The sequence below is a fragment of the Streptomyces aureocirculatus genome, from assembly GCF_000720475.1.
GTDB lineage: Bacteria > Actinomycetota > Actinomycetes > Streptomycetales > Streptomycetaceae > Streptomyces > Streptomyces aureocirculatus.
In genome coordinates, this window is the sequence record NZ_JOAP01000027.1 from 39,853 (window position 1) to 66,223 (window position 26,371).

General features: G+C 72.0%; 19 protein-coding genes. 7 read left to right on the forward strand and 12 right to left on the reverse strand.

Annotated features, from left to right (window positions below):
* The first annotated feature begins 188 nt into the window (after positions 1-188).
* The 4 genes from IG78_RS0124400 (at position 189) to IG78_RS0124415 (ending at position 4,621) form a co-directional block, all read left to right on the forward strand.
* On the forward strand, positions 189-1,322 hold the full coding sequence (locus tag IG78_RS0124400; protein ID WP_030566743.1) for a nucleotide disphospho-sugar-binding domain-containing protein: 1,134 nt from the start codon (positions 189-191) through the stop codon (positions 1,320-1,322).
* A 76-nt stretch (positions 1,323-1,398) separates the two neighbouring features.
* Entirely contained in the window at positions 1,399-2,382 is a 984-nt protein-coding gene (gene rfbB, locus IG78_RS0124405) for a dTDP-glucose 4,6-dehydratase (RefSeq protein WP_051852935.1), read from the forward strand.
* The gene (gene rfbD, locus IG78_RS0124410) at positions 2,382-3,353 is read left to right on the forward strand and encodes a dTDP-4-dehydrorhamnose reductase (protein ID WP_063760795.1); all 972 of its coding nucleotides are present in this window, start codon (positions 2,382-2,384) and stop codon (positions 3,351-3,353) included. Before rfbB ends, rfbD begins: the two co-directional genes overlap by 1 nt.
* The gene (locus tag IG78_RS0124415) at positions 3,350-4,621 is read left to right on the forward strand and encodes a class I SAM-dependent methyltransferase (protein WP_030566749.1); all 1,272 of its coding nucleotides are present in this window, start codon (positions 3,350-3,352) and stop codon (positions 4,619-4,621) included. Before rfbD ends, IG78_RS0124415 begins: the two co-directional genes overlap by 4 nt.
* A gap of 147 nt (positions 4,622-4,768) precedes the next feature.
* Here IG78_RS0124415 and IG78_RS48315 read toward each other — a convergent pair whose 3' ends face one another.
* The 7 genes from IG78_RS48315 to IG78_RS0124450 form a co-directional block, all read right to left on the reverse strand.
* Positions 4,769-5,770, reverse strand: a complete 1,002-nt coding sequence (locus IG78_RS48315; protein ID WP_037685997.1) for a beta-ketoacyl-ACP synthase III — start codon at positions 5,768-5,770, stop codon at positions 4,769-4,771.
* The gene (locus IG78_RS48320; protein ID WP_225882185.1) at positions 5,767-7,527 is read right to left on the reverse strand and encodes a fatty acyl-AMP ligase; all 1,761 of its coding nucleotides are present in this window, start codon (positions 7,525-7,527) and stop codon (positions 5,767-5,769) included. Before IG78_RS48320 ends, IG78_RS48315 begins: the two co-directional genes overlap by 4 nt.
* 94 nt (positions 7,528-7,621) lie before the next feature.
* Positions 7,622-9,559, reverse strand: a complete 1,938-nt coding sequence (locus tag IG78_RS0124430) for an anthranilate synthase family protein (protein ID WP_030566754.1) — start codon at positions 9,557-9,559, stop codon at positions 7,622-7,624.
* Positions 9,556-10,260, reverse strand: coding sequence for an isochorismatase family protein (locus IG78_RS0124435; RefSeq protein ID WP_078965420.1), 705 nt, complete (start codon positions 10,258-10,260; stop codon positions 9,556-9,558). The genes IG78_RS0124430 and IG78_RS0124435 overlap by 4 nt, the downstream gene beginning before the upstream one ends.
* A gap of 10 nt (positions 10,261-10,270) precedes the next feature.
* Positions 10,271-11,053 (reverse strand): 2,3-dihydro-2,3-dihydroxybenzoate dehydrogenase, encoded by a 783-nt coding sequence (locus tag IG78_RS0124440; protein ID WP_030566758.1) that lies wholly within the window; start codon positions 11,051-11,053, stop codon positions 10,271-10,273.
* A gap of 40 nt (positions 11,054-11,093) precedes the next feature.
* A complete protein-coding gene (locus IG78_RS0124445; protein WP_030566760.1) occupies positions 11,094-12,266 on the reverse strand; it encodes a 3-deoxy-7-phosphoheptulonate synthase in 1,173 nt (390 codons plus the stop codon).
* Positions 12,267-12,328: 62 nt separating this feature from the next.
* On the reverse strand, positions 12,329-13,897 hold the full coding sequence (locus IG78_RS0124450; RefSeq protein WP_037685998.1) for a carboxylesterase/lipase family protein: 1,569 nt from the start codon (positions 13,895-13,897) through the stop codon (positions 12,329-12,331).
* 262 nt (positions 13,898-14,159) lie between these two features.
* On the opposite strand from IG78_RS0124450, the gene IG78_RS0124455 reads away from it, so the two are divergent.
* Genes IG78_RS0124455 through IG78_RS0124465 form a run of 3 tightly spaced genes read left to right on the forward strand, consistent with a single transcriptional unit; the run spans position 14,160 to position 18,270 of the window.
* Complete coding sequence (locus IG78_RS0124455) at positions 14,160-15,131, forward strand: arylamine N-acetyltransferase family protein (protein ID WP_225882186.1); 972 nt, start codon at positions 14,160-14,162, stop codon at positions 15,129-15,131.
* Positions 15,131-16,708, forward strand: a complete 1,578-nt coding sequence (locus IG78_RS0124460; protein ID WP_030566764.1) for a class I adenylate-forming enzyme family protein — start codon at positions 15,131-15,133, stop codon at positions 16,706-16,708. Before IG78_RS0124455 ends, IG78_RS0124460 begins: the two co-directional genes overlap by 1 nt.
* The gene (locus tag IG78_RS0124465) at positions 16,705-18,270 is read left to right on the forward strand and encodes an FAD-dependent monooxygenase (RefSeq protein WP_030566765.1); all 1,566 of its coding nucleotides are present in this window, start codon (positions 16,705-16,707) and stop codon (positions 18,268-18,270) included. Before IG78_RS0124460 ends, IG78_RS0124465 begins: the two co-directional genes overlap by 4 nt.
* A gap of 82 nt (positions 18,271-18,352) precedes the next feature.
* On the opposite strand, the gene IG78_RS0124470 is transcribed toward IG78_RS0124465, so the two are convergent.
* The 5 genes from IG78_RS0124470 to IG78_RS0124490 form a co-directional block, all read right to left on the reverse strand.
* On the reverse strand, positions 18,353-19,249 hold the full coding sequence (locus IG78_RS0124470) for a TIGR03621 family F420-dependent LLM class oxidoreductase (RefSeq protein ID WP_030566767.1): 897 nt from the start codon (positions 19,247-19,249) through the stop codon (positions 18,353-18,355).
* A gap of 179 nt (positions 19,250-19,428) precedes the next feature.
* A complete protein-coding gene (locus IG78_RS0124475) occupies positions 19,429-20,115 on the reverse strand; it encodes a response regulator transcription factor (RefSeq protein WP_030566769.1) in 687 nt (228 codons plus the stop codon).
* A gap of 76 nt (positions 20,116-20,191) precedes the next feature.
* Positions 20,192-21,484 carry a sensor histidine kinase gene (locus IG78_RS50625; protein WP_051852936.1) on the reverse strand — a complete coding sequence of 431 codons (1,293 nt, stop codon included), beginning with the start codon at positions 21,482-21,484 and terminating at the stop codon, positions 20,192-20,194.
* Positions 21,485-21,538: 54 nt separating this feature from the next.
* Positions 21,539-22,060: a hypothetical protein gene (locus tag IG78_RS0124485; protein WP_030566773.1), complete on the reverse strand. Its 522-nt coding sequence runs from the start codon at positions 22,058-22,060 to the stop codon at positions 21,539-21,541.
* A gap of 128 nt (positions 22,061-22,188) precedes the next feature.
* Complete coding sequence (locus tag IG78_RS0124490) at positions 22,189-26,319, reverse strand: NocE (RefSeq protein ID WP_030566775.1); 4,131 nt, start codon at positions 26,317-26,319, stop codon at positions 22,189-22,191.
* Positions 26,320-26,371 lie beyond the last annotated feature (52 nt).

A 26,371-nucleotide genomic window follows, 5' to 3' on the forward strand; every position in this document is an offset into this window, starting at 1 on the left:
GGAATCAGGTGGTGTCCCCAACATGGGGCATGCCGCTGATGGTCGACTGACGCGTCCCGAACACTTCGGGAACACCTCGCTGACAACTCGCCGACAACTCGCTGACGGACCTGACTTACTATCCGCAAGGCAATGGACCCGCCTTTGCCTGCATGCGGAAATGGAGGACCAGAAGGGAGACAGAAATCATGAGGATTCTTTTTGCGACGACCCCGGGGATCGGTCATTCCTTTCCCACCGTGCCGCTCGCCTGGGCGCTGCGTCTCGCCGGTCACGAGGTGCTGTACGCCACCGGCGGCGACGCGCTCGCGATCCGTGACGCGGGGCTGCCCGTCGAGGACGTGTGCCCCGGCCAGACCGTGGTCAGCATGGTCCAGGAGACCTTCGCGGCACGCCCCGACCTCGCGGCCGATTACGCGGAGGTGGACCACTCGTCCTTCGAGTCCACCCAGCGCTTCTACGCCGTGCTGCTCAACCAGCAGACGGCCATGATGGACCGCTATGTGTCCGTCGCGCAGGAGTGGAAGCCCGACGCGGTGGTCTTCTCCTCCCTCGGCATCGGCGGTCTGCTGGCCGCGGGCAAGGTCGGTGTCCCCGCCTTCGAGCACGGCTACGGCTTCGTGCACACCGGCCGCTACACCCGTGACCTGCGCGAGTGGAACGCCGAGTGCTTCGAGCGGCACGACGCCGAACTGCCCGAGGTCCTGCACACCATCGACATCGCCCCACCGAGCGTCGCGGGCGGCAGCGCGGGCTGGCCGCTGCGCCATCTGCCCTACAACGGCGGCGGTGTGGTGCCGGAGTGGCTGCACACGCCGTCCGGGCGGCCGCGGATCACGGTGACCCTCGGCACCACGGCGCCCGGCTTCGGCGGGCTCGGCCCGCTCGACCGGGTCATCGAGCTTGCCGCGGGCACGGACGCCGAGTTCGTGCTCGCGCTCGGTGACATCGACACCTCCTCGCTGCCGAAGCTCCCCGACAACGCCCGCCTGGCCGGCTGGGTCCCGCTCGGCCTGCTGCTCGACAAGAGCGCGGGGCTCATCCACCACGGCGGCTCCGGCACCACACTGGCCGCCCTCGAAGCGGGCCTGCCGCAGATCCTCATGCCCGACCAGGGCGAGCGCGCGGAGAGCGCCGAGCGGGTCGCGGCCCGGGGCGCGGGACTGAACGTACGCCACGACGAGATCTCCGAGGAGCACATCGCCGCGCTCCTGAACGACGACGCGCTGCGGAAGTCCGCCACGGAGGTCCGCGAGGAGATCCACGCCATGCCGCTGCCGGCCGCGGTCGCGGAACGCCTGGTCACCACCGTCAAGGGCTGAACGGCCCGCGACCGCCAGGAACCGTCCGGCCGGCACCCGGCCGGCACACCACCGACCGATCTGAGAGCGGTAGACCATGCGCATTCTCGTCACCGGCGGCGCGGGCTTCATCGGCTCCGAGTTCGTGCGCGGGCTCCTGTCCCGCCGCACGGACCAGGTGACCGTGCTCGACGCCCTCACCTACTCGGGCGATCAGGCCAATCTGGCGCCGGTCGCACACCTGCCCGCCTACGGCTTCGTCCGGGCCGACATCCGCGACGCCGACGCCGTCGACCGGATCATGCCCGGCCACGACGCCGTCGTCCACTTCGCGGCCGAGTCGCACGTCGACCGGTCGATCACCAGTGCCACGCCCTTCGTCACCACGAACGTGCACGGCACCCAGGTACTCCTGGACGCCGCGCTCAAGCACGGCGTGGGCAGGTTCGTCCATGTCTCCACGGACGAGGTGTACGGCTCCATCGACAGCGGCGCGTGGTCGGAGGACCAGGTGCTCGACCCCAGTTCGCCGTACTCGGCGTCCAAGGCGGCATCCGACCTGCTCGCGCTCTCCTACCACCGCACGCACGGCCTGGACGTGGTGATCACCCGCTGCTCCAACAACTACGGCCCCTACCAGTACTGGGAGAAGCTGATCCCGCTGTTCGTGACCCGATTGCTGCGGGGCAAGCAGGTGCCGCTGTACGGCAAGGGCGACAACGTCCGGGAGTGGCTGCACGTCACCGACCACTGCCGGGGCGTCGAACTCGCCCTGGACAAGGGCCGTTCCGGGGAGATCTACCACATCGGCGGCGGCACCGAACTGTCCAACGCCGAACTCGTCGACCGGCTCCTCGACGCCTGCGGCCGGGACTGGAACGCGGTGCGCAGGGTGCCGGACCGCAAGGGCCACGACCACCGCTACGCCCTGTCCATCGACAAGATCCGCGACGAGCTCGGCTACACCCCGCGCGTGGCCTTCGACGAGGGCCTCGCGGAGACCGTCGCCTGGTACCGGGACAACCCGCACTGGTGGCAGTCCCGCGGCGGCACACCCGAGAAGGTCGTGGTCGGTGCCTGATGTGTGCCGCGCACTGGCTGGTGACGGGGGCCGCGGGCATGCTCGCCCGTGAGGTGCTCACCGTCCTGGCACAGGACCCGACCGCCCGGGTGACCGGCGCGACGCGGGCGGCGCTCGACATCACCGACTCACCGGCGGTGTGGGCCCGGGTCGCCGAGCACGACATCGTCGTCAACACCGCGGCGTGGACGGACGTCGACCTCGCCGAGACCCACGAGGCCGAGGCCCTCGCGGTCAACGGCGAGGCGGTCGGCGACCTGGCAGCCGCCTGCGCGGCCGCCGCCGTCCCCCTGATCCATGTCTCGACGGACTACGTGTTCGCGGGACGGAGCACGTTCCCGTACGCGGAGTACGCAGCCACCGGACCGCTCAACGCCTACGGCCGCAGCAAGCTCGCCGGTGAGCGGGCGGTGGCCCGGGTGCTGCCCGACACGGGGTACGTGGTGCGCACCTGCTGGCTGTACAGCTTGCACGGCACGAACTTCGCCAAGAAGATCCTGCACCGGCTCGCCACCGAGGACACCGTCCAGGTGGTCGACGACCAGTACGGGCAGCCGACGTGCGCCAGGGCGCTCGCGGTACGCCTCGTCGAGCTCGGCCGGCGGGCGCTCGGCCACCGCGCCGCGGCCGGGATCTACCACGGCTCCGCCGCCGGGCGGACGACCTGGTTCGGGTTCGCCCGGGCCCTGCTCGCCCGCCTCGGCATCGACCCCGCACGCGTCCGCCCCTGCGCCACCGCGGACTTTCCCACCCCGGCCGTCCGGCCCCCGTACGCGGTGCTCGGACAGGACCGCTGGGCGCTGGCCGGCCTCGCGCCGCTCGCGCACTGGCAGGACATGCTCCGCGAAGCCCTGCCGCCCGGCCCCGACCAGGGGCCGGAGAACGCCTTCACCCGTCTCGTCCGCTCCGCCGGGCACTCAGACGCCCGGCCGCCCGGCGGGCCGACACCCCTGCGAAAGGTTGGAACATGAGCGAGGAATCAAGGGACCCCGCGCGGCCGGTCGAGGCCTGCCGGGTGTGCGGCGGAGCCGACTGGCAGGAGGTCGTCTCCTTCGGCGCGCTGCCGCTCGCCAACAGCTACCTCGACCCGGCCGACTCCTTCGACGACGAGCCCCGCCATCCGCTCGGTGTCGTCTCCTGCCGCTCCTGCCGGCTGATGTCGCTGACCCACACCGTCGACCCGGAGGTGCTGTACCGCACGTACTTCTACGTCACATCCGACTCGGACACCATCACCCGGCACATGCGGACGATCGCGGAGCTGTGCGTCGAGCGGTTCGCAATCCCCCAAGGCGGCTTCGTCGTCGAGATGGGCAGCAACACCGGCCAGCAGCTCGCCGCCTTCCGTGACCTGGGCATGGAGATCCTGGGCGTCGACCCGGCGCGCAGCCTCGCGGCGCTCGCCACCGAGCACGGCATCGAGACGCTGCCCGACTTCTTCTCCGCGGCGACCGCCGCGCGGGTGGCGAAGGAGTACGGCCGCGCCCGGCTCGTCCTCGGCCGCCATGTGTTCGCGCACATCGACGATGTCGGCGACATCGCCCGTGGCGTACGCGAACTCCTCGAACCGGAGGGCGTGTTCGCGATCGAGGTGCCGTACGCCCTCGACATGCTGGAGCACAACGAGTTCGACACGATCTACCACGAGCACCTCTCGTACTACGCGGTGAGCACGCTGGCGACCCTGTTCGAGCGGCACGGCATGCGGGTCGTGGACGTGGAGCGCGCGGCCGTGCACGGCGGTTCGATCGTCGTCTTCGCCTGCCGTGACGACTCCCCCTGGGAGCAGCGGCCCGCGGTGGCCGAACTCCAGCGCCTGGAGCGTGCTTCGGGCTTCTTCGACGACGACACGTACACCGCCTTCGCGGGGCGGGTGGAACACATCCGCGAGACGCTGCCGCCGCTGGTGCGGGGCCTGGTCGCCGACGGCAAGCGCGTCGCGGGCTACGGCGCCCCCGCCAAGGGCAACACCCTGCTCGGCGTGTGCGGCCTCGGCTCCGACGACCTGGAGTTCTGCATCGACACCACCGACCTGAAGCAGGGCAAGCTGCAGCCGGGCGCCCACATCCCGATCCACTCCCCCGCGTACGGCGCGCAGCACCCGCCGGACGTCTATCTGCTGCTGGCCTGGAACTACGCGGAGGAGATCCTGCGCAAGGAGCGCGCGTTCCTGGAGAACGGGGGCCGGTTCATCGTGCCCGTGCCCGAGCCGAGGATCGTCTCCGCCAAGGACCTGTGAGCCCCTCGCCCACAGGACAGGGCTGCCCACCCCGCGCCCGGGGGTGGGCAGCCCTCGTACGTTGCGGGCAGGAGTTCGCGGCGGGCGTGCGTGTGCCCCCGCCTCGCCGCACGGAACGCGGCGGGACGGGGGCACGGGCCCTACCGGCTAGGGCAGTTCCACCACCTGGGCCGCGTACAGCAGGCCCGCCCCGAAGCCGACCAGGAGGGCGCGGCTGCCGGTGGGGAGTGAGCCCAGGGACAGGACGCTCTCCATGGCCATGGGGATGGAGGCGGCCGAGGTGTTGCCGAGGGTGACGATCTCGCGGGCCACGACCACGTCGTCGGGCAGGCCGAGGTCCTTCACCATGCCGTCGATGATGCGGAGGTTGGCCTGGTGCGGGATGAACGCGTCGAGGTCGGCGGGGCGCAGTCCTGCCAGGTCGAGGGCCCTGCGGGCGGTGTCGGGCACGCTGTGCACGGCCCAGCGGAAGACCTTGGGCCCGTCCATCCGCATCGTCGGCCACGGGTGCGGGGCGTCGCGGACGGCGAGCCAGGACCTGTTGTGCGCGAGCAGCCCGGCCTTCTCGCCCTCCGCGCCCCAGGCGACGGGGCCGATGCCGGGCCGGTCGGACGCGCCGACGACCACGGCGCCCGCGCCGTCCCCGAACAGGAAGGCCGTGCCCCGGTCGTGCGGGTCGATGATGTCGCTCATGCGCTCCGCGCCGACGACGAGCACGTGCCGGGCGGCGCCGGAGCGCACGAGGGCGTCGGCCACGCCCAGGGTGTAGGAGAAGCCCGCGCAGGCGGCGCCGGTGTCCATGGCACCGGAGTTGCGGGCGCCCACGAGGTGGGCGACGCGCGGGGCGGCCGGGGGTGACTGCTGGAGGTTGGACATGGAGGCGAGCAGCACCATGTCCACGCCGTCCGCGTCCACCCCGGCGGCGGCCAGGGCCTTCTGGCAGGCTTCGGCCGCCATCGTCACGATGGTCTCGTCGGGGCCCGCGTGGCGGCGGCTCGTGATGCCGGTGCGCCGGGTGATCCACTCGTCGGTGGAGTCGATGGCGCGGGCGATCACGGCGTTGTCCACGACGCGGGTCGGCCGGTAGGAGCCCACCCCCAGGATGCGGGAGCCGGGGCTCGGGTCGGCGACGCGCAGCGGCCGGTTCACGACGCCCGTCCCACGGCCGGGCTCAGCGTGCCCCGCAGATACCGCGTACGGCAGGCGCGGCGCTGCACCTTGCCGCTGGACGTCTTGGGCAGTGAGCCGCGCCGCACCACGACCACGTCGTCGACGTGGAGGCGCTGTCCGTCGTGCACGGCTTCGCGTATCCGCCGGCCGAACTCCTGCGGGTCCGTCGCGCGCAGCACCCGCCCGTCGGCCTCCACGACCACGACGAGGCGCTCGCTCGTGCCGTCGTCGACGGAGAACGCGGCGGAGCAGTTGGGGCGCAGCAGGACGTCGGTGCGCTCCACGGACAGCTCGATGTCCTGCGGATAGAAGTTGCGTCCCTTGCGGATGATGACGTCCTTGATCCGTCCGGTGACGAACAGTTCGCCCTCGTGCAGGAAGCCGAGGTCGCCGGTGCGCAGGAAGGGGCCCGCCGCCTCGTCGCCCTCGATACGGGCGCCGAACACCTCGGCCGTCGCCGCGGCCTTGCGGTAGTAGCCGCCGGTGACGCACGGGCCGCCGAGCCAGATCTCGCCGACCTCGCGGTCGGCGCGGGCACGGCAGGTCGCGGGGTCGACGACGCGCACCCGGGCGTCGAGCACCGGCACACCGGAGCCGACGAGCGGGCGGCCGCCGCGGTGCGGGCCGCGGCCGCGCAGGGTGTCCTCGCGCAGCGCCTCGGGGTCGGCCCACACCACGGTGGGCTCGCGGTCCGGTGGCGAGCCGGTGGCCTTGAGGGTGTTCTCGGCGAGGCCGTAGGCGGGGCACATGGCGCGCCGCGTGAAACCGGCGGCGGCGAAGACGCGACTGAAGTCCTCGACGACCTGGTGGCGCACCGGTTCGGCGCCGTTGACCGCGACCCGCCAGGACGACAGGTCCAGGTTCGCGGGCAGGCCGTGCCGTGCGGCGTCGCGCACACATGTCTCGTACGCGAAGCTGGGTGCCGCCGAGTGGGTGCCGCGGTGCCGGGAGAGCGCCTCCAGCCAGCGCAGCGGGCGGCGGATGAACGCCTCGGGCGCCATCAGGTGGGAGGGGCGTCCCGTCCACACCGGCAGGACGATGTTGAACAGCATGCCCATGTCGTGGAAGTGCGGCAGCCAGGAGACAAAGACGCCGTCGGGCCCGGTGGGCCAGAGCGCCTCGGTCTCCAGGACGTTGTGCACGAAGTTGGCGTGGGTGACCATCACACCCTTGGGGCCGCCGGTGGAGCCCGAGGTGTACTGCAGCAGCGCGGTGTCCGCGGGCGCCGGTGCCGGTCCTGGTTCCGGCTCCGGGGCGAGGGCGCCCGGTTCGTCGGTGGCCAGGAGCGTGAGCCCGTCGAGGTGCGGCGAGCCGCCGAACCTGGCGAGCAGTTCGTCACGTACCTCCGCGCAGGTCAGGACGGTCGTGGTGCCGGCGTCGTCGGCGATCCTGCGCAGCCGCTCCAGGCCCCTGGCCCTGCTGGGCACCTGGACGGGGGCGGCGGCGCTGCGGGCGTACATGCAGCCGAAGAGCGTCTTCACGAACTCCAGGCCCGCGGGGTACACGAGCAGCACCGGGCGGTCCGAGAGGCGGGCGGCGCGAAGGGCGGCGGCCCGGTCCTGGGCAGCCCGGTCGAGTTGCCCGTACGTCAGGGGCGGTCCTGGCTGCTCGCCCGCGGTCAGGAACACGAAGGCGGTCCTGTCGGGCTGCACGCGGCCGCGCAGCCTCAGCATGTCGGGCAGGGTGCCCGCGGTGAGGTCCCGCGGGTGCGGGCGGACACGTTCGGCGATGGTCATCTTGGGTCAGCTCCCCGAGTGGAATGCGAAGGGTGAACGGGCGCGAAGGGCGGTGTCCTGCGTCCTGCGGCGATCGGCCACGCGGGCTCCCCGGTCACAGCAGGCCGCGCAGCAGTGCTCCGAAGACGCGGGGGCCGTGCTCGGTGAGGACCGACTCCGCGTGGAACTGGATCGAGGCGAAGTGCGGGCCGCGCAACGCGTACACCTCGTCGCCGTCCGGGTCCCGGCAGACCTCCACGGGCCCGGCGTCCATGACGTCGACCTTGTCGTGTTCGCTGCGGGCGGTGAACGTGTTGTAGAAGCCGACGCGTTCGGCGGTCCCGAACAGGTCGATGTCCCGCCGCACGCCCTGGTTGGGGGTGCTTCTGCGGACGAGGTCGAGGCCGAGGCGCAGGCTGAGCACCTGGTGGCTGAGGCAGACCGCGAAGAACGGCCTGCCCTCGTCGAGGAGAGTGCCGACGAGGGAGTGCAGATGGGCGATGCGCGGGTCACCGGTGTCGCGCGGATCACCGGGGCCGGGACCGAGGACCACCAGGTCGCTGCCCCCCGGGTCGTACGGCTCGTCGAACCGGCGCACCGTCACCTCCAGGCCGAGTGCGGCCAGTTGGCAGCACATCATGGCGGTGAAGGTGTCCTCGGCGTCCACCATCAGGACCCGGCGTCCCGCCAGCGCGGGATCGGCGGCGACGGAGCGGCGGCGCGGGTCGGCGAACCAGAAGTCCGCCAGGGAGTCGTTGCGGCGCTCCAGTCGGCGGCGCACGTCCGGGTGGGCGTCGAAGCCGCCGCGCGGGCGCGCGGGGTGCGCGGCGGGGGCCGTGCCGGTGCCGCCGAGGGCGCCGAGCAGCCCCGCGGCCTTCGCCGCGGTCTCGGCGACCTCCGAGCGGGGGTCGGAGTGGCGTACGAGGGTGGCGCCGACGCCGATGCGCAGCCTGCCCCCCGCGTCGATGTCGGCGGTGCGGATGAGGATGGCCGAGTCCAGGGCGTGCCCGCCCTCGGCGTCGCGGCCGAGGAGTCCGATCACCCCGCTGTAGTAGCCGCGGCCCTCGGTCTCGTAGCGGTCGATGACGCGGCAGGCGCTCTCCAGCGGGCTGCCGGTGACCGTGGGCGCGAACATCGTCTCGCGCAGGACGGTGCGCGGGTCCTGGGTGCTGTGGCCCGTGAGGACGTACTCGGTGTGCGCGAGCCGGGCCATCTCCTTGAGCCGGGGGCCGACGACGCGGCCGCCGTCCGCGCAGATCCGGGCCATCATCTTGAGCTCTTCGTCGACCACCATGTACAGCTCGTCGGCCTCCTTGCGGTCGGCCAGGAAGTCGAGCACTCCGGGGAGGGTGGGGCCGCCGGGCGGGTAGCGGTAGGTGCCGCTGATCGGGTTCATCACGGCGGTGCCGCGGTCCAGGCTGACGTGCCGCTCCGGGGTGGCGCCGACGAAGGTGCGCTCCCCGGTGTGCACGAGGAAGGTCCAGTAGGCACCCGACTCGTTCTCCACCAGGCGCCGGAAGACGCCGAGGGCGGTGTACGGGCTGTAGTCGCCGACGTCGGCCACGAAGGACCGCTTGATCACGAAGTTGGCGCCCTGGCCCTGGCCGATCTCGTCCGTCACGATGCGGCGCACGATGTCGGCGTAGGCGTCGTCGGAGGTGTCGAAGTGCCCGCCGGACAGCGCGATCGGCCGCCGCGGCAGGCGGGTCAGGGCCTCGTCCAGCGGGAGTGACTCCTGCCGCTCGGCGCTGAGCGCGAGCAGCGGGGCGCCGTCGTCGGCACAGGCGAAGCCACGCTCCGCCAACTGACGGTAGGGCACGAGGATGAGCGTGTCGTGGCGCGGCTCCACGGCTTGGCCTTCGGTGGCGCCGGGACCGGGGCCGGGCCCGGGCAGCGGCAGCTCGGCGAGCGAGCCCGGGGTGCTCACCGGCCCTGCGAGCACATCGAGGCGCCCTGGTGCCCGCTCGGGGCGGTGCAGGAGCGCGAAGGCCGGGGTGCGCAGGGCAAGGACGTCGTCGAGGAGCGGGGCGGGCCCGCCTGTCGCGCCGCTCATACGACGGCCCACCGCTGGTGGTCGGCCGTACGGGGCCGGTGCCCCGCCGCGTACCCGGCGTACTCCAGGTGCTCCAGGAGGGTGTCGGTGTCGGCGACGGCCGCGCACCGGCCCGCCGCGTACTCCAGGGCGAGCGTGTGGTGGGCGCGGCTGAAGTCGGCGACGGCGTCCGCGGCGAGGAAGGTCTCGATGTCGTTCGAGAACGCGTCGAGGGCCGTCATCAGGACCCCGACGTGCGCGTACACCCCGCAGACGATCAGTTGGTCGCGCCCGGCCTCGCGCATCCGGCCGAGCAGGCCCGAGTCGTGGAACGCGCTGTAGCGCCACTTGGTGAGGTGCCAGTCGCCGTCGGCGGGCGCGAGCTCGTCGACGATCCGCCGGTCGGCGGGCTCGGCCCGCATGCCCGGGCCCCACAGGTCCTTGAGCAGCCCGCGCTGCGCGTCCGTCATCGAGCCGGGCTGCGCGGTGTACGCCACGGGGACGCCGAGGGCGGCGCAGTGCTCGCGCAGGTGCGCGGCGTTGCGCACGAGGGCGTCCCGCGGGCGCGCGGGCAGGGGGCGCAGGAAGTAGCGCTGCATGTCGTGGACGAGGAGCACCGCGCGGCGCGGGTCGGGTGTCCAGCGGGCCACGCTGACCGGCAGGTCGGCGGTGGCCGGGGGGTCGTACGGCTCGATGGCGGGAATTCCGGCCGAGAATCTCATGACTGTCTCCCTAGGCACCGAGTCCGGCTCCGCCGTCCACGGTCAGTTCGTGCAGGGTGATGTGGGCCGCGCGCTCCGAGAGCAGGAAGTCGACGGCGTCGGCGACGTGTTCGGGGCGCCCGATCCGGCCGAGGGGGATGCCGACGCGGAACGCCTCGGGTCGGCCCTCGACGGTGCCCCTGGGGCCCGACTCGTCGGTCCACATGGACGTGAGCATGGGGGTGTCGGTGGAGCCGGGGGCCACGATGTTGCAGCGCACCCCGTGCCGGGCGACTTCGAGCCCCAGGCTCTTGGTGAACATGACCGCGGCGGCCTTGGAGGCGGCGTAGGCGGCCATCTCGGTACGGGGGGTGCCCGCGGCGTTGGACGCGACGGTGACGATGGCGCCCCGGCCGCGGCCCGTCATGCGCCGGACCGCGGCGCGGGACATCAGGAACACACCGGTGGCGTTGACGGCGAAGGTGTCGTGCCAGTCCGCGTCGCGGTAGGTGCTGACCTCGCCGAGGCGCAGCACACCGGCGGCGTTGACGAGGTACTCCACCGGGCCGAGGGCGCGTTCGACGGCCTCGACCACGTCGTCGGCGGCGGCGCCGCTGGTGACATCGGCCGGGAACGCCGTCACGGCGAGCCCGTCGGCGGTCAGCTTCTCCACCGTCTCGGTGAGGCGTGCGGCGTCCTTGTCGACGGCGGCGACGGTCAGACCGCGGGCCGCGAGCGTGCGGGCGACCTGGACACCGATGCCGCCCGCCGCCCCGGTCACGATCGCGGTGCGGGGCTGCGTCTGTTCGTTCATGGGGTGGGGGTCCTCTCCTCGTCGGGTCCCGCGCCGGGTCTCAGCCCGTCCACACGGACAGCACGTCGACCGCCTGCCGCGGGGTGAGCCGCGGATCGCAGAACGTCGTGTACTTGTCGCCGACCTGATCGACGGCGCGGACGTCGGCGACGCATTCGGTCACCTCGTCGGGGGTGGTCTCCAGGTGGACGCCGCCTGCGACACCGCCCGCGCTGCGCACCGCCTCCTGGAAGGCCACGAGTTCGCGCTGGATGGTCTCCACGAACCGGGTCTTGAGGCCGTCGGCCGCGGTGACCGTGTTGCCGTGCATGGGGTCGCTCAGCCAGATCACCGGATGCCCGGCCGCGCGTACGGCCGCCACCAGCGGCGGCAGCCGATCGGCCGCCAGGTCGGCGCCCATCCGGGCGATGAGGGTGAGGCGCCCGCGCCTGCGGTCGGGGTCGAGCACCGCGCACAGGCGCAGGAGTTCGTCGGTCGTCATGCCCGGGCCGACCTTGCAGGCGACCGGGTTGCTCACCAGGGAAAGCAGCTTCACATGGGCGCCGTCGGGCTGGCGGGTGCGCTCGCCGACCCACGGCCAGTGCGTGGAGGTGAGTACGAGGCGCCCGCTGGGGTCGCGGCGCAGCAGCGGCAGTTCGTAGTCGAGGAGCAGCGCCTCGTGGCTGGTCCACACCGGTGAGTCGATGCGCGTACGCTCGGCGGGCAGATACCAGTCCAGGCTGTTCACGGCGTCGCGGGCAGCCTGGTAGCACATCAGGATGCGGCGCGGGTCGGCGCGGCGGCGGTCCGCGTCGGGTTCGGGGCCGTTCACCATGTGCCCGCGGTAGACGGGCAGTTCACGGCCGCCGACGTGTTCGGTGTCGCGGGAGCGGGGCTTGGCGAACTGCCCGGCGATGCGGCCGACCCGGAGGACCGGGCGACGGCTCGCCATCCGCATGGTGCCGGCGAGGAGGTCGAGGACCGCCGTCTTGGCCGCGATGGAGCCGCTGCTGCACTCGGCGGGGTCCTCGGCGCAGTCCCCGGCCTGGATCACATGGGCCTCGCCTGCCGCCACCTGGGCGAGCTGGCCGCACAGGACCCGGACGTCCGCGGCGTTGACCACGGCGGGCCGGTCGGCGAGGTCGTCCGTCACCCGGCGCAGCGCGGCCGCGTCGTCCCACCGCGGCTGCTGGCGGGCCGGGTGCGAGCGGATGAGGCGCGGAACGTTGTCCACAGATTTCTCCCTAGAAAGGCGCGGCTCTGCCTGCGCGAAGGGGCGCGGGACCGCCGGGCGGGTCAGCGTTGCGAGCGGGCGCCGGGCCCGTCCCAGAAGCGCAGTTGGCGGAGTTTGGGGGTGTGGGCGAGCCGCGCCGTGCCGGGGCCGCCGAGGACCATGGTGGTGGGCTCCTGCGGCGCGAAGACGGGCCAGGCCGGTGCGTGCGGACTGCTCGGCGCGGTGCCGCGGACGAACGAGGTCACGAGGTCGGCGAAGGTGTCGGAGAGCAGCCGCTCGCGCGGGCTGTCCCCGAACTGGGCGGCGTTCAGCGGATGGCCGTGGGTGCCGAACAGGAACTTGGACGTGGCGTCGTGCGGGGTGCCGTAGTGCGGTGGGCGTACGGGGTGGGCGAACTCCATGACGTACTGGGGCGTGCTCCCTTCGCGGGCGTGCCGTTCGGCCGCGCGCACGATGCCGTGGCGGAACAGGGCGTCGCCCCAGACCTCGGTCCACAGGGTGCGCGGGTCGTCGGGCAGGCCGTCGTCGGCTGCGGCCTGCCGATAGGCGCGTACGCAGGCGTCGGCGAGGCCATCGGGCACCCGGGCCGCGCACTTGAGCAGCACGTCGTGGACGGCGGCGAGCAGCTCCGCGTCGTCGGTGGGCGCGGGCGGTGCCGGGGGGAAGGACGGCGAGAGGGGGTCGGTGAAGAAGGAGCCCTCGGTGTGGTTGTGGACGCTCATCACGGGCACCGCCGGCACCGGCAGGTCCTCGGTGTACGCCGGTACGGTGCGGCCGTCCCGTACGGGACCGCGGTACTCGCGGCCGCTGGTGACCGCCCGCAGGGTCGGCGGTGCGGCGAAGAAGTCCAGCCAGGCCCGGTGCACCCGGGCGGCCGGTGTCTCCCGCAGGCCGGTGACGGTCGTGCCGCACTCCTTGGCCAGCGCCTCGTACACGGCGGTGGCGTCCTCCGGGGTGAGCGCGCAGGCCGGTGCCCGGGTGGACGGCGCGCTAAGGGTGATCAGCCGCGAGAACAGCCCGCGTGCCTCGGGCAGCACGGCGAGGTGCCGGGCCGACGAGCCGCCCGCGGAGGTGCCGCAGAGGGTGACGGCGTCCGGGTCGCCGCCGAAGCAGGCGGCGTTCTCGCGCACCCAGCGCAGCAGGGCGAGCTGGTCCTGTAGTCCCCAGTTGGCGCAGTGCCCGGTGTCGGGGTCGGCGAGGTCCTCGTGCAGGCCCCAGCCGAACGCGCCGAGGCGGTAGTTGAAGTTGATGACGACGATGTCGCCGCGGGCGGCGGGCTTGGCACCGTCGAAGGTGGGCACGCTGCCCGCGCCCACGTGCCAGCCACCGCCGTGCAGGTAGACGAGCACCGGACGGCGGCCCGTCGTGGCGGGTGTCCAGACGTTGGCGTACAGCGCGTCCTCCGCGCTGTCGGGGTTGCCCGACTGGACGAAGGCGGGGGCGTACCGGGTGGCGTCGCGCATCCCCGGCCAGGGCCGCGGCGGGCGTGGCGAGGCGAAGCGCAGCGGGCCCGTGGGGGGCTCGGCGTACGGGACGCCGCGGAACACGGCCAGGGGGCGGCCTCGGTGCGTCTCCCGGGTGCCGCGCAGGTCGCCGGCCGGGGTGCGGGCCACTGGGGCGGGATTGCTCATCGCGATAGCAGCTCCTTGGCAGAGGGTGCGGGGGCCGATATCGCGTCGGCTCGGCCGGGCCGAAGGAAGAGAGGGCGGGCGCGCCGCCACTACGGCGCGCCACGAGTCGCTGGCCGATCCTGCGCCCGGCCCGGCGGGCCCACCAATGCGTCGGCGTACATTCCGTCAAGTGACACGGAAGTCCGTCAGGTCACCGACGCGACCTGACGGAGTGCGCGGGCGGCCGTTGCCCGGCGCCCCGCGCCATTTCAGTATCCGGCGCATGGCTATGGAAAATGGCGCCCTCGAAAGGGAGACGGAAGCGGCGGCCCGCCCCGGTGCTACGGCCGTCGGCCCCGGTACCTCGGCCGCCGCGCCCGATCCGCAGTGGGGCGGGGACCTGCTGGATCTCGATGCCTATCTGCGGCGCATCGGATATGAGGGACCCCGCACGGCAACCGTGGAAACGCTGTTCGACCTGCACCGTATGCACAAGGCGGCCATCGCCTTCGAAAACCTGGACGTGGCCCTTGAGCGGGGCGTTTCCCTCCAGCTCGATGATGTGCAGCGCAAATTGGTGGATTCGGGCCGCGGCGGATACTGCTTCGAGCACAACCTGCTGTTCGCGGCCGTCCTCGAACGCCTCGGATTCCCGGTGACCCGGCTCCTGGCCCGCGTCCGGCTCGGCCGCCGGCAGATCCGCTACCGGGCCCACACCGTCCTGGCGGTCGGCGCGGGCTACGAACTGTGGCTCGCCGACGCCGGTTTCGGCGCCGAGGGCCTCATCGAGCCCGTTCCGCTGCACTCCGGGAGCGTCGCGAAAGCAGGTGCCTGGAGCTGGCGGGTGCTGCGCGAAGTGGACCAGTGGGTCCTTCAGACCCTGCGCGACGGCGACTGGTTCGACCTGTACGCGTTCCGCGTGGAGCAGCACTTCCCGCCCGACTTCGAGGTGTCCAACCACTACACGGCGCACCACGCGCGCTCCGCCTTCACCGGCAAGGTGGTCGCGATGCGCGGCACCGAGGACGTGCAGCAGACCCTGCGCGACCGCGAGCTGACGACGCGTCACGCCGACGACGTCATCGAGCGGACCGCCCTGACCGCCGACGAGGTGGTGGACCTCCTTCGCGGCACCTTCGCCATCCGGCTGACCGACCGGGACGCGCACCTGCTGCGCCGCCGCCTGGCGTTCTTGGCGTCCCAGGGGGCCTCGAAGTCCCCCAAGCCCTCGCCCACCCCCCTCCAGGAGGCATGATGCCGCTCCATCTCCCCGCAAGCAGGCGCCCGCTGCGCCTCGGCATGATCCCCGAGGAGGCCGCCGCCCGCCACCCCGGCACCCCCCTCGTCCTCGACCACGACATGGACGCCGCGCCCGCCGCCGGTCGTGAGCTGACCGTGGGCGGACTCGCCGACCTGGTCGACGACATGGCCGCCCGCCTCTGGGCCGCGGGGGTGCGGGCGGGCGAGCACCTGGCTCTGTACAAGGCGCACAACTTCGACATCTATGTCCTCGCGTGCGCGGCGTCCCGGCTCGGCGCGGTCCCGGTGCTGCTCTCCCCCGCCCTCGACGGCCCCACGGTGGGCGCGCTCCTCGACCGCCTGGAGCGTCCGCATCTGCTCACCGACGAGGGCAAGCTCGCCGACGAGCTGGCGGGACTCGACCTCGCCGAGGCCGCCGCGGCGGTCGTGGTGCCGTCCGGGGACCGCCCCGGCACGGTGTCCCTGGAGTCGCTCGCCGGCTCGCCGCGCCGGGCGCCGGTGCTCCTGGACGGCCACCACCCGGCCCTGATGACGCACACCTCGGGCACCACCGGCATCCCCAAGCTCGTGGTCCACACGGCACTCTCGCTGCGCGGCCGCTACCGCCCGCAGGACTACCTGGTCGGCCTGATCCGCCGCCGCGAGACGTACGCCGTCCATGTGTCGTTCGTGCACTCGCGGATGTACATGGCCCTCGCGGTGATGCTGGAGCGCGGTATGCCGGTCGTGGTCATCGACCATGGGGCGCCGGACGAGGTCGCCCCGCTGCTCGCCCGCACCAGGCCGGGCATCGTGGAGACCCACCCCAACACCTACGTGGAGTGGGCGGAGCTGGCGGACCACCCGCTGAAGCCTCTGGCCAACGTCAAGTACTTCAGCGGAACGTTCGACGCGATCCACCCGCCCACCATCCACAAGCTGCTCAGCGGGTCCCGGCGCACCAACCCGCTGTTCTTCCAGTTCTACGGACAGAGCGAGTGCGGCCCCCTGGTGGCCCGCTGGTACACGAAGAAGAACGCGCTCTCCGCCAACGGCCGCTGCCTCGGCTACCCGCTGCCCGGGATGACCCATGTGCGGGTGGTCCCGCGCGAGGGCCGGCGCCCGACGAAGCGGACCCCCGGCTTCATCGAGGTGCTCAGCGACGGCCGCGCCGTCACCTACTACGCCGAGGACGAGCGGTACCGGAAGGAGCTGAACGGCACGTGGTGGCGCACCGGTGACGTGGGCTACCGCGACCGGCTCGGCCGGGTGCACGTGCTCGACCGCGCGGTGGACGTCATCCCGAACGTGGACAGCACCCTGGAGGTCGAGGACGCCGTGCTCGGCCGCCTCGACGAACTCCTGGAGCTCGTCCTCGTACCGGGCCCGGACAAGGAGCCCCTGCCCGTGGTGTGCACCAAGGACAATGTGCCGCTCGACCCCATCCGCTGGCGCCGCGCGGTCGTCGACTTCCCCCAGCTCGCCGACCCGATCCAACTGCCGCTGTCCGAACTGCCGCGTACGGCGACCATGAAGGTGCAGCGCATCGAGCTGACCCGGCGCCTCCACGAACGCCTGGAGCGGACCGGATGAACGAGTCCACCGACGTACTGGTCGTCGGCGCGGGCCCGACGGGCCTGTTCACGGCGTGCGAACTGCTCCGGCGGGGTGTCGGCGTACGACTGATCGACCGGGCCGCCGTTCCCTCGACCACGCCGAAGGCGCTCGCCCTGTGGCCGCGCGCCCTCGACCTCCTCGACGACCTCGGCGTCGGCCCCGCCCTGCGCGCGGCCGCCGTGCCCATCGCGGGCTTCAGCTACTTCTCCGCGGGTGCGCCGCTCGCGCGGTTCACCATCCCGCCTGAGCTGCGCCCCGTGCACCTGCCGCAGCACGAGACCGAGCGGCTGCTCACCGAACGCCTGCACGAGCTCGGCGGGAAGGTCGAGCGCGGGGCGCGCCTCCTCGCCTTCGACGACCTCGACCACAGCGGGCGCGTCGACGCCACGGACGCGGTCACCGCCGTCGTGGAGCACGGCGATGCCGGGGTGCGGCGCGTCCGGGCCTCCTTCGTCGTCGGCGCCGACGGCGCGGGGAGCGGGGTGCGCGGCGCGCTCGGCGCCGGGTTCCAGGGCAGCACGTACCCGCTGTCGTTCGCGCTCGTCGACGCCCGTGTCGAGGGCGCGCTCCCCCCGGACCAACTGCTCTACTACCAGGCCGCTTCCGGCACCCTGATGATCGCGCCGCTGCCGGACGGCGTGTTCCGGATCCTCGCCGTCCAGCCGCAGGGCGCGGGGGCCGTCACGGCACCGATGATGCAGCGCCTCCTCGACGAGCGCGGCCCCGGCGGGGTGACCATCACCGAAACGGTCTGGCAGACGGTCTACCGGGTGCACGCGCGCACGGCCACCGACTACCAGCGCGGCCGGGTGTTCCTGGCCGGGGACAGTGCGCACGTGCACAGCCCGGCCGGCGGGCAGGGCATGAACAACGGCCTCCAGGACGGCGCCAACCTGGCGTGGAAACTGGCCGCCGTGCTCTGCGGGGCCTCCCCCGCCTCGCTGCTCGACGACTACACCGCGGAGCGGTCCGAGGCCACGGACCGCATCGTCGCCGACACCGACCGGCAGACCCGGGCCTGGATGGCGCACACCAGGGCCCGCGTCGCGGTGCGGGACGCGGCGTTCCGCGCGGCCGACAGGACCGGGGTCGTGCCCGGCCAGGTCTTCCCCGTGATGGCGGGCCGCCGGGTCCGCTACACGCCCGTCCGGGCCACCCAGGAGCCCTCCGGCCGCGCGCGCTGCCGGCTCCTTCGCCGCGTCCCCGGGCGGCTGCGCACGGGCATGGTCTTCCCGCGCGAGCTCGCCGTGCGCCACGGCATGACGGGCGGCGCCCCCGGTCCTGCCAACTGGAGCGTGGCGGTCCTCTCGGCACGCCCGTACAGCGACTTCCCCGAGCTGGTCACTCAGGCCCTGCGCCCCTGGCCCGGGGTGCGCCGCGTCCTGCTGCACCCGTCCGACGCCGTGCCCCTCACCGGGTGCGCCGCGACGGGCTTCTACCTCGTCAGGCCCGACGGGCACATCGCGGCGCACGGCCACACGGACGACCTCGCGCGACTGCGCGCGGAGCTGGCGCGGGTCCTGCTGCCCCGGGACTGAGCCGGGACCCGCCCCGCACCAAGGACGGCACCCTCGCCGCGGCGAGGGTGCCGTCCCGTGCCGTGCCCGCTTCCGCCCGCCGCTACTCCCCGCGCAGCGCCTCCATCACCGGCGCGAACTCCTCCATGAACGGTTCGAGGACGGTCAGGTACGAGAACCCGTACCGCTCGCGCTGCGCCCGCACCTGGGCGGTGATCTGCTCCACCGTGCCGACGAGGGCGATGGGCATGTCCAGGGCCTGCTCCATGGGCAACTCGGGCAGCCGGTCCACCAGGGGCTGAAGGGCGCGTTCACGGTCCTCGGTGACGGCGACGAGCTGGATGAGCACGTTCAGCTCGGCGGGCTCGGCGCGTGCGGCACGCTCGGCGGCGAACTTCTCGTATCTGACGATCCGTTCGTCGAGTTCGGCGGGCGTGAGCGGCATGAGCTGTCCGGTGGTGGACCCCGGCACGGGGCGCCTACAGGTGAACGACGCGATGTCGGCGTACTCGGCGGTGAGACGCAGCATCCGGTCGCCGTTGCCGCCGATCAACAGCGGCACCCGGGGCTGCGCGGGCCGCGGCAGGTGCTCCGGGGACCCGAGCAGCCGCTCCAGCTCGGCCACCGTGTGCCGCAGTTGGTCCACGCGCTCGCGCGGCGACCCGTAGGGCAGTCCTGCCGCCTCGTGCTCCGCCTGTACGTAGCCGGTGCCGAGCCCGAGTTCCAGGCGGCCCGAAGCCAGGGCGTCCGTCGTTGCCACGTCGCGGGCCAGGAGCGCCGGGTTCCAGAAGCCCGCGTTGAGCACATAGGTGCCGAGCCGCGGCCTCTCGGTGGCCTCGGCGGCCGCGGCGAGGGCGGGGAAGGGGGCGATCATCCCGAGGTGGTCGGGTACGAGGATCACGTCGTACCCGAGATCCTCGGCCCGGCGGCACTTGGCGCGCCACTCCTTCGCGGACGAGGGGGTGAGCAGGTCGACCCCGAAGCGGAACGGGCGCGGCATGAACTCTCCTCGGGCAGGCGGCGGTTGACGCGGTGCCGCCATTGCACCACCGGCACGGTGGCGACCGCGGAAACGCGTGCGGGATCCGTCAACACGGCCCGCACGCCCACACGGGCCACACAGCCACGCTCGGCCCGTCACCCGCGGCCCCACGGAGGGGAGGCCCGTGGAAGGGCGGGCTACTCCATCCAGCCGGGCTTGATCATCCCGCTCTCGTACGCCAGGATCACCAGTTGCGTGCGGTCACGGACGTCGAGTTTGCTCATGATGCGGCTGACGTGGGTCTTGGCGGTATAGGGGCTGAGCACCAGGCGCTCGGCGATCTCGTCGTTGGTCAGCCCCGCCCCCACCAGGCGGGTGACCTCGAACTCGCGTTCGGTGAGCGCGTTCAGGCGCGGGCTCACCTCCGGCTGGACCACCCTGCCCGCGAACTCCGCGATCAGCCTGCGGGTCACCGCCGGTGCGATCAGGGCGTCGCCGCGCGCGCACACCCGGATGCCGTGCAGCAGCTCCATCGGCTCGGTGTCCTTGACCAGGAAGCCCGAGGCACCGGCGCGCAACGCCCCGTACACGTAATCGTCCACGTCGAACGTGGTGAGGATGACGACGCGCACCTGGGACAGCCGCTCGTCGGAGACGATCCGCCCGGTGGCCGCGAGGCCGTCCTCCTCCGGCATGCGGATGTCCATCAGGACCACGTCAGGCAGCAGTTGACGGGCCAGCTCGACGGCCTCGGTCCCGTTGGCCGCCTCACCGACCACCTCGATGTCGTCCTCGTCGTCGATGATGGAGCGGAATCCCGCCCGGACGAGCTTCTGGTCGTCGGCGAGCAGCACTCTGATGGGCGGCGGGGTCGGGGTTGTCATAGCGCCACCTTAAACCGCGTTCCTGGACGGTGAGTTGCGCGTCGGCGCCCTGAACCCGGCGCTGCCTGACACGAGTTCAACACTCCCCTGCGTCCACCCTGCCCGCTTCGCTGCCCACCGACTCGGTGGCGGTGGCGGCGGCCGCGTCTTCGTCGGCGTCGGTAACGGTGGCGGTGGCGGTGGCGGTGGCGGTGGCGGTGGCGGTGAACGGCAATGTGGCTTCGACGCGGAAGCCCTTGCCGGTGTCGCGGGCGGTGAGTTCGCCGCCCAGGGCCCTGGCGCGTTCCGTCATGCCCGTGATGCCGCTGCCACGGGTGCTGCCGTCACCGGATCCCTGGCCGTCGTCCTCGATCCGCACGCGCAGCTCGCCCGCGCTGTAACCGACCTCGATGGTGGCGCTCGACGCCTGCGCGTGCCGGGTGATGTTGGTGAGGGACTCCTGGACGATGCGGTAGGCGGCCAGGGAGATCTTCGGGGGCAGCACGGGCCGGTCGCCGTGCGAGAGGACCCGTACGTCGAGCCCGGTGGCGGAGGCCCGTTCCGCGAGCTCCGGGAGCCGGTCGAGTCCGGCGGTGGGCGCGGTGGGGGCGGCCTCGTCGACCTGGCGCAGCACGCCGAGGGTGCCGCGCAGCTCACGCAGGGCCTCCTTGCTGGTGTCGCGCACGAACTCCAGGGCGGCGAGCAGTTCGGTGGTCTGTCCTGGCCGCCGGGTGCTGCGGTGCAGGGCGGCGGTGGTCTGCACATTGATCAGCGAGATGTTGTGCCCGAGGACGTCGTGCAACTCGCGGGCGATGCGCAGCCGTTCCTCGGTGGCGGACTGCCGGGCCCGTACGTCGCGCTCGCGTTCCGCGGCAAGGGCGCGCTGTTCGGCCTCGGCCTGGTACGCCTGCCGGGCGCGCATGGCGTGGCTGAAGGCGATGACGCTCAGGAACCAGCCGCTGAGGAGCGCGATGGACATGTTGTCGACGTTGCGCTTCTGTTCGGAGACGCTGAACTCGCCGTACGCGATGACGAGCATGATGAGGACGGCGAGCGCGACGACAGCCGTCAACTGCCCCGACCTGGCGACGGCGTAGAGGGCGACCATGAACACCAGGGCCGGGGTGGGCCCGTTGATGCCACTGGTCTGGTAGTAGACCAGGGTCACCGCGAGCGCGAGGACGGCGACCGACACCGGCCATCGCTCCCGGAACCCGAGCCCGAGCCATCCGACCCCGGCCGACGCACACCCGGCGAGCGCGGCGGCCACACCGCCCGCCGTGCTGCCGAACACCACGACGGCCAACTCGACAAGGAGAAAGGCACCGACCAACCCCATGGTGCGGTCGATCCGGAACGACGGGGCCAACACCGCGGTCAAGGAGGGCATGCCCTCCAGGGTACGAGCCGCCGGTCAGGAGCCCCAGGGGCAGATCCGCACTCGTCAGTGCGTGGAGGCCGGGGACAGGCAACCGGTCTCGGGATAGTGGCCGTTGGCGTCGGCCCACACACGGTCCTCACTGACGGCTCCGGTGACGCAGGCGGTCCGGCCGACCCAGATGCCGTAGGAGCTGCCGGGGATCTTGTCGGCCCCGGTGCCGATCAGCAGGTCCTCCACCGAGAGGTGGCCGGGGGCGGCGAGCTTCGCGAGTACGGGCCGTACCTCCGCGGGGCTGATCCTGCCGCGTCGGCGCAGCTCGTTCAGGGCCCGCTCGACCTCGGCGGCCTTGCGCCCGGCCCGCTTCTCGTCCTGTGGGCTCATCCTGCCCGCGTGACGGGTGCGGTTGTTGTCGGCGTAGTTCGGTGGTGCGTCGGATCGTGCGTCCGGGCCGGGTGCGGTGGTGTCGTGCGAACCGGAGGAGACGTCGCCGTTGAGGTTGGAGAACAGGTCGTCCGCACTCTCCCCACAGCCTGCCAGAGTGAGTAACGCGACGGCTACGGCGGCTGTTCGTTTCCACATGCGCATGATCCGATGCTCCCTGCCCGGTGCTGCGGGTTCATGAGTACCCGTACTCATCTTCGTCGTCGGAAGTGGGCGCGGGCGGGGCCCCGCCAACTGCGGGGCCCCGCCTGCGCGGTACGACAGGTCCTGGGTTACAGGCCCATGCCGTTCATGGTGCGCTCCAGGGAGTCCGCGTAGAGGCGGGCACCCCCGATCTTCGGGTGGAACGACTGGGCCGACAGGCCGAACTTCTCCAGGATCGGGTAGTCCGTCTTCGGTTCGTCGGAGTCCACCAGCGTCTTGACGATGCCGTGGACGGTCTCCGGGTCACCGCAGACGGCCTTGCCCGCGAAGTTGGTGGTCGGGTTGGAGAACCAGGCCTTCATGCCCAGCTTGACGGCGTCGTCGGCCGCGCCCTGCATCTCCGCCGTGAGGACGTTGGCGACGCCGTTCAGCCAGTCCGCGGAGCTGGCCGACAGGCCGATCTGGGCCATGGGGATCGAGACGCTCAGGCACTCGCCGCGCTTCTCGATGAGCGGCGGGTAGCCCATGAGCGCGATCTTCGCGTTCGGGGCCTTGCCGTGGATCTCCTTCAGGGTCTTGACGATGTCCGGTCGGACGATCTCCTTGATGAGGCCGACAGCGGCCTTCTCCAGGGGCTGGCCGATGAACTTGCGGTCACGGCCGCCGACGGAGCTGTCGACGTCGCCCTCCTCGAACGTCTTGTCCTTGCAGTTGCCGCCGTTGAAGGCCATCAGGCACTTCTGGATGATCTTGGAGAAGCGGGCGTCGTTGCCACCGATCGAGATGGTGACCAGGGAGGTGTTCTGGTCCAGGTACCCCTGGTCGATCTGGGGTGCCTCGCCGCCGTTGGACTGCCTCTCACCGGCGTGCACCACGTTGTAGGTGCGGGCGCCGGAGCAGGCGATCAGGTGGTAGTCCATCGCCGAGCCGCGGCTGTCGGCCAGGACGCCGACCGACTTGGAACGGCCCGGGATGGTGGCCTGCCGGGACCATGCCTGGGTGGAGCGGTGGCAGGCGTTGCGGGCGTCCTTGTTCTGGTCGTCGCGGTAGTTGGTCTCCGGGTAGTAGTCCCGGTTGCCCTCGGAAGCGCCCTCACCGGAGGAGTAGGAGTCGCCCATGGCGACCACGAAGTCCTTCGGCTTGCCCGACAGCGGCTGGAAGGCCACCGAGTCCCAGGCGATGTCCTCGTCACCGGAGCCGTCCTCGGTGTCGGTGTCGAGGGTCACCGACGGGGTGCCGGTGAAGTTGAAGACGCCGAGGTCGACCCACTTGTTCTTACGGATGCGCTGCGGATGCACACGGACCGGGCTGGTGGAATCGGTGCCACCGATCTTGTACGCGGCCTGCCGGGTGTGCGCGCCGTGGTCCGGCATGTGGGCGAAGACGCGCATCCAGCCCCGCTTCGAGCTGCTGAGCGTCCACTTGCCGCTGGCGTGCAGCCGCTTGCCGTCGGCGGTGGCGAGCCAGCGGGTGTGGCCCATCCAGAAGTGGTTGCCGTTGCCCGCGCCGATCTGATGCAGGTCGACCTTGGACGGGTACTTTCCGCCCTCACCGGCGAAGGTGAATTTGAAGGATCCGTCGGAAGCGGTGGCACAGGTCCGTTCGGAGTTTCCGGCCGGGACCGTACCGTTGGGGAGGTTGTCGACGATCATCGCCCCGGCCGGCAGACCGATGTTGCAGTTCGGCGGGTACGAATTCTCGTCGGGCTGCTCCGGATAGGTGTCGTCGAAGCGGTGGACGGGGTTGCCGCACCTGGCTTCCGTGGTGCAGTTCTTCCACTGCACCGGCTGGTTCCACCAGCACTTCAGGTAGAGCGGATCCTTGTCGTGGGGGTCGCCGGGCAGCGCGCACGGTCCCTTGCCGTCGTCGTTGGACGCGCCGTCGCCGATCTTCGAGGGCACACAGTCGTTCTGCGGACCGCAGAAGGTGTGCAGCGGCGGCTTCGCCGACGTGCGGGCGTCGTTGCTGTTCCACCAGGCCGCACGGTATCCGGCCTGCATGTCACCGGGCTTGAACATGGCGGCGATCGGACGGGCGGCCCAACCGATCACCTTCTCCTCGTACGGCCAGTCCTGGGGGTGTGCGGCGTGGCTGTAGTCGTCCTTGCCGTTCGCCGCTTCGAGGAAGGGTGTCCGGTTCTCCTTCCACAGCGGGTTGGCCGGGTTGTTCGTCCAGCCCACGCCCCACTTGCCGTTCACCGGCTTGGACTTCGGGTAGTAACCGGCGTTGTACGCCCACAGGGCGTAGAACCAGTTCTCGATGTACTTCGGGTGGCCGTCGTTGATGACGAGGCCGTCCTTGCGGGTGTCGTTCCACTTCCCGATGAGGATGTTGACACCGGCCGCGATGTTCGCGGCGTAGTCCAGGGCCACGGCCTCCTGCTGGACCGTGGTCAAGGGCTTCTCGTCCTTCTTCTCCTTGCCGTGCATGCGCATGCCGTCGGTGACCTGCGTGACACCGTAACCGCAGTCGGCCTTGGCGAAGTTCACCGCCCACGGGTCGGTCTGCTGGCCGTCGGAGGCGTACTCGACGCCGTAGAAGTTACCGATCAGCGAGTTCGCCGTCACGCCCGGCACCGCGAGCCGGGTGGCCTGCCACATGTTGGACTCCTGCGCGGTGATGCCGAGCATCACCTGCGCGGGCACGTGCCAGTCCTCACCGGAGCCACCCGCGAGCGGGGTCAGCGGGAACAGCGACTGCGGGGCGTACGCCGCCATGCCGGTGTTCTTCCAGTTCGCCGGGCGCGTCGCGCTCTTGTTGAGCTTGCCGACGACGGTCTGGTCCACGGCCCACTCGACCTGGCGCGGGGTGGGCTGGAACGCCTGCTTCTTCGGGTCGTTGCGCGGCACGGAGCAGTACCGGTCGGCCTCGACCGTGTCGTTCGCGGGCGCTCCCTGCGGGCCCGCCTTCGGGCCCTGCTTCGAGTCCGAATTCGAGTCCGACTTCGAGTCCGACTTCGAGCCCGACTTCGAGCCCGTCCTGACGCCCTGTGCGAGGAGGACGGGGCTGGTCTGCGTGCCCTGCCTCAGCTCCTTCTGCCCTCCGACGCGGTCCCCGGCCGGAGGCGCGTCCAGGACGGCCGTCTTGCGGGTGTCGGCCACGGTGACCGTGGTACGGACCGTGCGGGCTTCCAGGGCCTCGTCCGGGCGGATCCGCGAGTCCTTGCCGTCCGCCCACCGCGACGACACGAACGCCTCACCCTTGCTGGAGACACGGGCGTCCTTGTTCACACCGCCGACGTTGTGCAGTACGTCGGCTGCGCGTGACGTGGTCTCGGCCTCGCCAGTGACGTAGACCTCGCCACCGGGGGTGGAGGTGAGATCGAAGTCGGTCAGCTTGCCCCGGGCGAGACCGGCGGGCTTCGTCTTGGCGTCGTGCTTGTCGATCTGTCCCGCGCTGACGCGGGAGACCGTGGCCGTGGGGTCGGCGGCGCTACGGCCCTTGCCGGACGTCGGGTCGGGTTGGATGAAGACGACGCCTCCGTCGGCGTCGGCCTTCAACTGGAACGGCCGTGACTTCGTCTCCGCGACCGCGCGGACCTTGCTGCCCTTCACGGTCACGAGCTGCTTACCGGCGGAGGCGACGATGCCGTTGCGGGTCGGGACGGCGGAGGTTACCTGGCCGACGACCGTCTGCTTGGCGCCGACCTTGCCGGCCTTGGCGTCGACGGTCACCAGACGGGTCTGGTTCTTCTTCGTCTTGTCGTCCGTCAGCGCGGTGAACACGGCCTCGTCGCCGTGGCCGCAGCCCGGGGAGAAGTAACCGAGCGTGGCCTGGAACGGCAGCTTCGTGATCGAGCCGCTGTCCAGGTTCAGCACGGCCGTGAACGCGCCACGCGCCATCAGGTCCGGCTTGTTCGTGAACGTACGCGGGGCGTAGGCGACGGCCGCGTACTTGCCCGACTCCGTCACGCACGCGTTGCCGATCCACGTGTCGGTGTCGAAGCCGGGTTCGGAAAGCGACGCGGCCGTCCGCCACGCGTAGCCGTCCTTCGCGTCGGCGACCATGACGTGGAAACCGGTGCTGTCGCCGGACGTGGTGAAGGTCCGGTCGCTCGACTTCTTGTAGTCCGCGCCGAGCACCTGGCTGCGCTGCTTGGCGGGAACGGCACTGGGCTGAACCCCGGGCTTCGCTCCGGAGTCACGGGCGGCGGGCTGTGACCAGCCTGCCGTGGCCCCCGGCGGGGGCGCTGCCGCGTATGCCTGGGTGGTGGCGACGCCGGCGGACAGGGACAGTGCGAGCACTGTCGTGACCGGCATGCGCGCATACCTCAGTATGTCGCGTCTCAACTCATCTTCCTTTGCGGGTAAT